At 70.4% G+C, this 8576-nt stretch carries 2 protein-coding genes, 1 tRNA gene and 1 rRNA gene; 3 read left to right on the top strand and 1 reads right to left on the bottom strand.

Going from position 1 to position 8576, the window contains the following annotated elements; genetic code table 11:
* Together rrf and ACFYYT_RS15930 are read left to right on the top strand one after the other, a co-directional pair.
* Positions 1 to 93, top strand: a 5S ribosomal RNA gene (rrf, locus tag ACFYYT_RS15935); the annotation flags it as partial.
* Positions 94 to 98: 5 nt separating this feature from the next.
* Positions 99 to 174: transfer RNA gene (locus ACFYYT_RS15930), tRNA-Thr, on the top strand.
* Between the two features lie 115 nt (positions 175 to 289).
* Here the strand turns inward: ACFYYT_RS15930 and ACFYYT_RS15925 are convergent.
* The gene (locus ACFYYT_RS15925; protein ID WP_388608174.1) at positions 290 to 2851 is read right to left on the bottom strand and encodes a SpoIIE family protein phosphatase; all 2562 of its coding nucleotides are present in this window, start codon (positions 2849 to 2851) and stop codon (positions 290 to 292) included.
* 191 nt (positions 2852 to 3042) lie between these two features.
* On the opposite strand from ACFYYT_RS15925, the gene ACFYYT_RS15920 reads away from it, so the two are divergent.
* Positions 3043 to 8529, top strand: coding sequence for a HAMP domain-containing protein (locus tag ACFYYT_RS15920; protein ID WP_351827716.1), 5487 nt, complete (start codon positions 3043 to 3045; stop codon positions 8527 to 8529).
* Positions 8530 to 8576 lie beyond the last annotated feature (47 nt).

Here is an 8576-nt window from a genome sequence, read left to right as displayed (position 1 = left end):
CGCCCGGTTTACATTCCGAACCCGGAAGCTAAGCCTTTCAGCGCCGATGGTACTGCAGGGGGGACCCTGTGGGAGAGTAGGACGCCGCCGAACAACCCGCCCTTTTAGCTCAGTCGGTAGAGCGTCTCCATGGTAAGGAGAAGGTCAACGGTTCGATTCCGTTAAAGGGCTCCAACAGAGAAGGCCCCCGCCAATTGGCGGGGGCCTTTTTTGCGTTCTGGGTCAAGAGGGGGACGCACAAGGCGGAAGCCGGCCCCGGCCCCGGCTACGGCCGGGGCCGGGGCTGGGGTCAGTCGCCTTCGCGCTGCTGGGGGACGCGGAAGGCCAGGATCGCCATGTCGTCCGAGGCGGGCTCCGCGGCGAAGCGTTCCACCGCGCGCAGGATGCGGGAGGCGACCGCGCCGGCCGTCAGGCCCGTGCAGGTGGTGAGGACCTCGGCGAGGCCGTCGTCGCCGAGCATCCGTGTGCCCTCGCGGCGTTCCGTGACGCCGTCCGTGACGCAGAGCAGGACGTCGCCCGGCTCCAGGGTCAGGGTCTGCTCGTAGAGGTCGAGGTCCTCGATCACGCCGAGCAGGGGCTGCGGTTCGGCGGCCGGGCTGACCTGGCCGTCGGGGCGCAGACGCAGGGGCAGCGGGTGGCCCGCGCAGACGACCTTCATGAGGGCGCCGCCGTCCGGCCTGGGGTGCAGCTCTCCGTACAGGAGGGTGAGGAAGCGGCTGCGGGCGCCCTCGTCGAGGATGGCCGCGTTGAGGCGCTCCAGTACCGCGGGGGCGCTCAGGCCCTCGCGGGCCAGCAGGCGCAGGGCGTGCCGGGCCAGGCCGGTGACGGCGGCCGCCTCGGGGCCCGTACCGCAGACGTCGCCGATGGCGAAGCCGTACACGCCTTCGCGGATCGGGAAGACGTCGTAGAAGTCTCCGCCCACCTCGTTGCCCTCGCCGGCCGCGCGGTAGATGACCTCGACCTCCATGCCGGGGACGGCGGGGGAGCCGGGCGGCAGCAGGCTGCGCTGGAGGGAGCGGCTGATGGCGGTGCGCTCGGAGTAGAGGCGCGCGTTGTCGAGGGCCAGGGCGGCCCGGCGCGAGAGGTCGTCGGCGAGTTCGAGGATCTCCTGGCGGAAGTGCTCCTCGCGGGGCTTGCCGAGGGTGAGCATGCCGATGACGCGGTTGCGGGCGAGGAGGGGCAGCACCACGGTCTCGCCGCCGACCGCCACGGTGGCCTCGGACCAGGGGCGGGCGCCCGCCTCGCGGACCGGATCGGGCGGGCTCACCCGGGAGAGCAGGGTCTTGAGGCCGTCGATGCGTTCCTCGTCCTCGTGCAGGACGTAGGCGAGGAAGGGGTCGGAGGCCTGGTCGGCGATGGTGTAGACGGCGCACCAGGTGGCCAGGGTGGGGACGGTCATCTGGGCCATGAGGGCCAGGGTCTGGTCCCGGTCGAGGGTGCCGGCGAGCAGGTCGGAGGCTTCGACGAGGAAGGAGAGCGAGCCGCGGCGCAGTCGTTCCAGCTCGCCGAGGCGGGCGGATTCGATGGCGAGGGCGATGCGGTCGGCGGCGAACTGGAGGCGCAGGGCCTCTTCGTTGGAGTAGCGGTCCGGTGCTTCGGTGGCGACGCCGAGGGAGCCGGTGAGGCGGCCTTCGACCTTGAGGGGGACCGTGACCACGGAGCGCATACCGGTGGCCTCCAGGAGCGGGACGGCTCCGGGGACGGCAACGAGGTCGTCGTGGACGGCGGGCATGCGGGCGGAGCCGTAGCGGCTGGTGCCGGCCTCGACGGGGACGCGGGCGAAGCGCTGGCGGGTGGAGGGCAGGCCGGTGGTCGCGCGGACCTCCAGCTCCGTCTCGTCGTCGGTGGCCAGGAGGAGGAAGGCGGCGTCCGCGTCGAGCATGTCACGGGCCCGTTCGACGGTGCGCTGGAGCAGGCCCTCCAGGTCGTCGGGGGCGGGGGAGCCGATGAACAGCTCGAAGGGGTCGGCGGCGCGCGGCTCGGTGAGCTGGCCGCCGTCGGAGGAGGGGAGACGGGTGGGGGTCTGGAGCAGGGCGCGCTCGTCGTCGTGGACGAGGAGGCAGACGATGGAGGGTTCGCCGTGGGCGTCGCGGACGCGCAGGTGGGAGGCGTAGACGGGGATGACCCGGCCGTCGGCTCCGCGGATGCCGTAGCTGCCCTCCCAGCGGGACAGGCGCAGGGCTTCGGCGACGCCGGTGCCCGTGCCGGGGGTCTGCGGCCAGGCGGCGAGTTCGGCGAGCGGGCGGCCGACGGCCTTCTCGGCGGGGTGGCCGAAGATGTGCTCGGCGTCGTCGTTCCAGGCGGAGACGGAGTCGGCGGAGTCGATCTGGAGGACGGCGACGCGGACCCGGCTGTCGGCGAGGGGCAGCAGCTGGTCGGGGACGACGGGGCCCGCGGAGCGGGTACCGACCGGACGGTCCGGGAGGTCGAGGCGGAACCACACGTGTTTGTGGGTGGCGGTGTACTCGACGCCCCAGCGGGTGGCGAGGGCGGCGCAGAGCATGAGGCCGCGGCCGCTCTCGCGGTCGGGATCGGCGTAGGGGCGCTCGCCGGGATGCTGGAGCGGGAGTTCGCGTTCGGGATACCGGTCGCCGACCTCGACGCGTACGCCGTCCTCGGTGCGCAGGCACAGGACCTCGGCCCGGGTTCCGGCGTGGACCACGGCGTTGGTGACGAGCTCGCTGGTGAGCACCACCGCGTCGTCGACGATGTCCGCGAAGCCCCAGCCCTGCAGGGTGTCGCGGACGAACGCGCGGGCGGCGGCGACCGAGCGCCCTTGAGGGTCGAAACTGGCAGCCGCCCGTGCCGTGATCACAAGTCTCCTTCGACGCGGTGGGACATCGGTAGCCAGGTTACTTACCTTCGCGGTCGCGAGGTGGCCGTGGTCCGGGATTCCACCCGCGGGGTGCGGCCGGTGTGCGATGGTGCCGGAGTGTTATGGCCTGGTTGGGCCGGGGTGAAACACTGGGCAGTCTTGGAGAGCCGGTCTTGGGTAGTCGGATGTCCGGTGGAACAGCGGTCGACCCTTTCGGGAGGGACACGGTGGAGTCTGGCGCAGCGGTGCGGCGTACGGGAGCGCGCCCGAAGGGCGGACGGTCCCGGCGGGGCGGCACGACGGAAGTCGATACCGCCGCGCTGAACCGGCTGCTCACGGCGCTGGTGTCGATGCGGGACGGTAACTTCCGCAAGCGGCTGACGGTGTCCGGCGAGGGCGTGATGGCGGAGATCGCCGCCGTCTACAACGAGGTCGCCGACCGCAATCTGCATCTGACCGGGGAGCTGTCCCGGGTCCGGCGGATGGTGGGGCGCGAGGGAAAGCTGAGCGAACGGCTGGAAACGGGTGCCTGTGAGGGCTCCTGGGCGGCGGCGATCGACGCCTCGAACCAGCTGGTCGACGATCTCGCGCGGCCGGTGTCCGAGGTGGGCCGGGTGCTGTCGGCGGTGGCCGAGGGCGATCTGGACCAGCGGATGGACCTGCGGACGCAGACCCCGGAGGGGGTCGGGCATCCGCTGCGCGGGGAGTTCCTGAAGGTCGGCCGGACGGTCAACAACCTGGTCGACCAGCTGTCGGCGTTCACCGACGAGGTGACGCGGGTGGCGCTGGAGGTGGGCACCGAGGGCAAGCTCGGTGGCCAGGCCCAGGTGCGCGGAATGTCGGGTTCTTGGAAGGACCTGACCGACTCCGTCAACACGATGGCGTACCGGCTCACCGCTCAGGTGCGTGACATCGCTCTCGTCACGACCGCGGTGGCCAAGGGTGATCTGTCGCGCAAGGTCACGGTGCACGTGGCCGGCGAGATGCTCCAGCTGAAGAACACCGTGAACACGATGGTGGACCAGCTGTCCTCGTTCTCCTCCGAGGTGACCCGTGTCGCCCGCGAGGTGGGGACGGAGGGCGAGCTGGGCGGTCAGGCGAAGGTGCCCGGGGTCGCGGGCGTGTGGAAGGACCTGACCGACTCCGTCAACACGATGGCGGGGAACCTCACGGCGCAGGTGCGCGGCATCGCGCAGGTGACGACGGCCGTCGCGAACGGCGACCTGTCGCAGAAGGTGCGGGTCAGCGCGCGCGGCGAGGTCGCGCAACTGGCCGAAACGATCAACCAGATGACCGAGACGCTGCGGACGTTCGCGGACGAGGTCACGCGCGTGGCCAGCGAGGTCGGGGCCAAGGGAACACTGGGCGGTCAGGCGCAGGTGCCGGGTGCGGCCGGGACGTGGAAGGACCTCACCGATTCGGTGAACACGGTCTTCCGCAACCTCACGACTCAGGTGCGGGACATCGCGACCGTGACGACGGCGGTGGCCAACGGGGACCTGTCGCAGAAGGTCACGGTGGACGTGGCCGGCGAGATGCTGGAGCTGAAGAACACCGTCAACACGATGGTGGACCAGCTCCAGTCGTTCGGTGCCGAGGTGACGCGCGTGGCCCGTGAGGTCGGCGTGGAGGGTGAGCTGGGCGGTCAGGCGCAGGTGCCGGGCGCGGCCGGGACGTGGAAGGACCTCACCGATTCGGTGAACACCGCCTTCCGCAACCTCACCGGCCAGGTCCGCAACATCGCCCAGGTGACGACTGCGGTGGCCAACGGCGACCTGTCGCAGAAGGTCACCGTGGACGTCTCCGGTGAGATGCTCCAGCTGAAGAACACCGTGAACACGATGGTGGACCAGCTGTCCTCCTTCGCCGACCAGGTCACGCGGATGGCCCGGGACGTGGGTACGGAGGGCCGCCTCGGCGGTCAGGCGCGGGTGGAGGGGGTGTCCGGCACCTGGAAGGAGCTGACCGACTCGGTCAACTTCATGGCCGGGAACCTGACCTCGCAGGTGCGCCAGATCGCCCAGGTGACCACGGCGGTGGCGCGGGGCGACCTGTCGCAGAAGATCGACGTGGACGCCCGGGGCGAGATCCTGGAGCTGAAGAACACCATCAACACGATGGTCGACCAGCTCTCGGCCTTCGCCGAGCAGGTGACCCGGGTGGCCCGGGACGTGGGCACGGAGGGCCGCCTCGGCGGTCAGGCGCAGGTGCCGGGCGTGGCCGGGGTGTGGCGCGACCTGACGGATTCGGTGAACGGCATGGCCGGGAACCTGACCTCGCAGGTGCGCAACATCGCGCAGGTCGCCACGGCGGTGGCGCGCGGTGACCTGTCGCAGAAGATCGACGTGGACGCCCGGGGCGAGATCCTGGAGCTGAAGAACACCCTCAACACGATGGTCGACCAGCTCTCGAACTTCGCCGAGCAGGTCACCCGGGTGGCCCGGGAGGTGGGTACCGAGGGCATCCTGGGCGGCCAGGCGGAGGTGAAGGGCGTCTCCGGCACCTGGAAGGACCTCACCCAGTCCGTCAACTTCATGGCGAACAACCTGACCTCGCAGGTGCGCAACATCGCCGAGGTGACCACGGCGGTCGCCATGGGCGACCTGTCGAAGAAGATCACGGTCGACGCGAAGGGCGAGATCCTCGAACTCGTCACCACCGTGAACACGATGGTGGACCAGCTGTCGTCGTTCGCCGAGCAGGTGACGCGGGTCGCGCGCGAGGTGGGGACCGAGGGCATCCTGGGTGGTCAGGCCCGGGTGCGCGGGGTGACCGGCATCTGGAAGGACCTCAGCGACAACGTCAACACCATGGCCGGGAACCTGACGGCGCAGGTGCGCGGGATCGCGCAGGTCTCGGCGGCGGTGGCCAACGGCGACCTGACGAAGAAGGTGACCGTCGAGGCGCGCGGCGAGGTCGCGCAGCTCGCGGACACCGTGAACACGATGGTCAAGACCCTGTCCTCGTTCGCGGACGAGGTCACGCGCGTGGCCCGCGAGGTGGGTACGGAGGGCCGGCTGGGCGGTCAGGCGCACGTCCCGGGGGTCTCCGGTACGTGGAAGGACCTCACCGACTCGGTGAACTTCATGGCCTCGAACCTCACCGGTCAGGTGCGGCAGATCGCCATGGTCACGACCGCCATCGCCAAGGGCGACATGACCAAGAAGATCGACATCGACGCGCGGGGCGAGATCCTGGAGCTGAAGACCACCATCAACACGATGGTCGACCAGCTGTCCTCCTTCGCGGACCAGGTGACCCGGGTGGCCCGCGAGGTGGGTACCGAGGGCATCCTGGGCGGTCAGGCCCGGGTGCGGGACGTGGACGGCACCTGGCGCGACCTGACGGAGTCCGTGAACGAGATGGCCGGCAACCTCACCCGGCAGGTGCGCGCGATCGCGGCCGTGGCCACCGCGGTGACCCGCGGCGACCTGAGCCTGAAGGTCGACGTGGACGCGGCGGGGGAGATCCAGGTCCTCCAGGACAACATCAACACGATGATCGTGAACCTGCGCGACACCACCCTGGCCAACAAGGAGCAGGACTGGCTCAAGGGCAATCTGGCCCGGATCTCGGCCCTGATGCAGGGCCGTCGGGAGCTGGACGACGTGGCTTCGCTGATCATGAGCGAGCTGACTCCGGTGGTCTCCGCGCAGCACGGTGCCTTCTTCCTGGTGCTGCCCACCGGGGGCGGCACCGACATCGGGACGGACGGGTCCGGGGAGGGCTCGTACGAGCTGCGGATGCGCGGGAGTTACGCGTACGCGGGCGGTCAGATGCCCATCGCGTTCCGGCCGGGGGAGGGGCTGATCGGGACGGTCGCCGAGGAGAAGCGGACGATCCTGGTCGAGAACACCCCGCCGGGCTACCTGAAGATCTCCTCGGGGCTGGGGGAGGCCCCGCCCGCGCACGTGATCGTGCTGCCGGTGCTGTTCGAGGGGAAGGTCCTCGGCGTGATCGAGCTGGCGGCCTTCCAGCCGTTCACGCAGATCCAGAAGGATTTCCTCAGCCAGATCGCCGAGATGATCGGTACGAGCGTCAATACGATCTCCGTGAACTCCAAGACGGAGATGCTCCTCAAGCAGTCGCAGGAGATGACGGAGCAGCTGCGGGAGCGCTCGGACGAGCTGGAGAACCGGCAGAAGGCCCTCCAGGCCGCGAACGCGGAGCTGGAGGAGAAGGCCGAGCTGCTGGCCCAGCAGAACCGGGACATCGAGGTGAAGAACACCGAGATCGAGGAGGCCCGGCAGGTCCTGGAGGAGCGTGCCGAGCAGCTCGCCGTCTCGATGCGGTACAAGAGCGAGTTCCTGGCGAACATGTCGCACGAGCTGCGCACCCCGCTGAACTCGCTGCTGATCCTGGCCAAGCTGCTCGCCGACAACGCGGACGAGAACCTCTCGCCCAAGCAGGTGGAGTTCGCCGAGACCATCCACGGCGCGGGCTCCGACCTGCTCCAGCTGATCAACGACATCCTCGACCTGTCGAAGGTCGAGGCCGGGAAGATGGACGTCTCGCCGACCCGGATCGCGCTGGTCCAGCTCGTCGACTACGTGGAGGCCACCTTCCGGCCGCTGACGGCGGAGAAGGGGCTCGACTTCTCGGTACGGGTCTCCCCGGAACTCCCCGCGACCTTGCACACCGATGAGCAGCGGCTCCTCCAGGTGCTGCGCAACCTGCTCTCGAACGCGGTGAAGTTCACCGACAACGGGGCGGTGGAGCTGGTGATCCGGCCCGCCGGCGGCGACGTGCCGACGGCGATCCGGGAGCAGCTGCTGGAGGCCGGTTCGCTGCGCGAGGCGGACGCCGATCTGATCGCCTTCTCGGTGACGGACACGGGCATCGGGATCGCGGCGAGCAAGATGCTGGTGATCTTCGAGGCGTTCAAGCAGGCCGACGGCACGACCAGCCGCAAGTACGGGGGCACCGGCCTCGGGCTGTCCATCAGCAGGGAGATCGCCCGCCTGCTGGGCGGGGAGATCCACGCGGCCAGCGAGCCCGGGCGGGGTTCGACGTTCACGCTGTACCTGCCGCTGCACCCCAGCGAGCTGCCGCCGCAGGGGTACGCGCCGCCGACGCCCGGCGGGGCGCGCGGGGAGTACCGCAGGCCGGCCGAGGAGGCGCCGCCGGCCGCTCAGCCGGCGGCCCCTCTGCCGCCGGCGCCGGTGCGCCAGGCGCTGCCGACGGCCGAGCCGGCCGCCGGGGGCTCGTCCGCGCTGTTCCGGCGCCGCCGCAAGCAGCTGAGCGACGCGGCGCCGCGGGCCGAGGTGCCGGGGCAGCCGTACGGGGAGCCCTGGGACCTGGACGAGCCGGTCGCGGCGGCGGCGCGGAGTTACGATTTCCACGGGGAGCGGGTGCTGATCGTGGACGACGACGTGCGCAACGTGTTCGCGCTGACGAGTGTGCTGGAGCAGCACGGGCTCGCGGTGCTCTACGCCGAGAACGGGCGGGAGGGCATCGAGGTGCTGGAGCAGCACGACGACGTGGCGGTGGTGCTGATGGACATCATGATGCCGGAGATGGACGGGTACGCGACGACCTCGGCGATCCGGCGGATGCCGCAGTTCGCGGGGCTGCCGATCATCGCGCTGACGGCGAAGGCGATGAAGGGGGACCGGGAGAAGGCCATCGACTCCGGGGCTTCCGATTACGTCACCAAGCCGGTCGAGCCCGACTACCTGCTGTCGGTCATGGAACAGCACATGCGCGGCAACTGATCGGGTGCGGGGCCGTGATCGGAGGGCATGAGGGGAACCTTCTGCCC

Source organism: Streptomyces sp. NPDC002032 (assembly GCF_042890765.1).
Taxonomy (GTDB): domain Bacteria; phylum Actinomycetota; class Actinomycetes; order Streptomycetales; family Streptomycetaceae; genus Streptomyces.
This window is presented reverse-complemented; position numbering and strand designations above follow the sequence as displayed.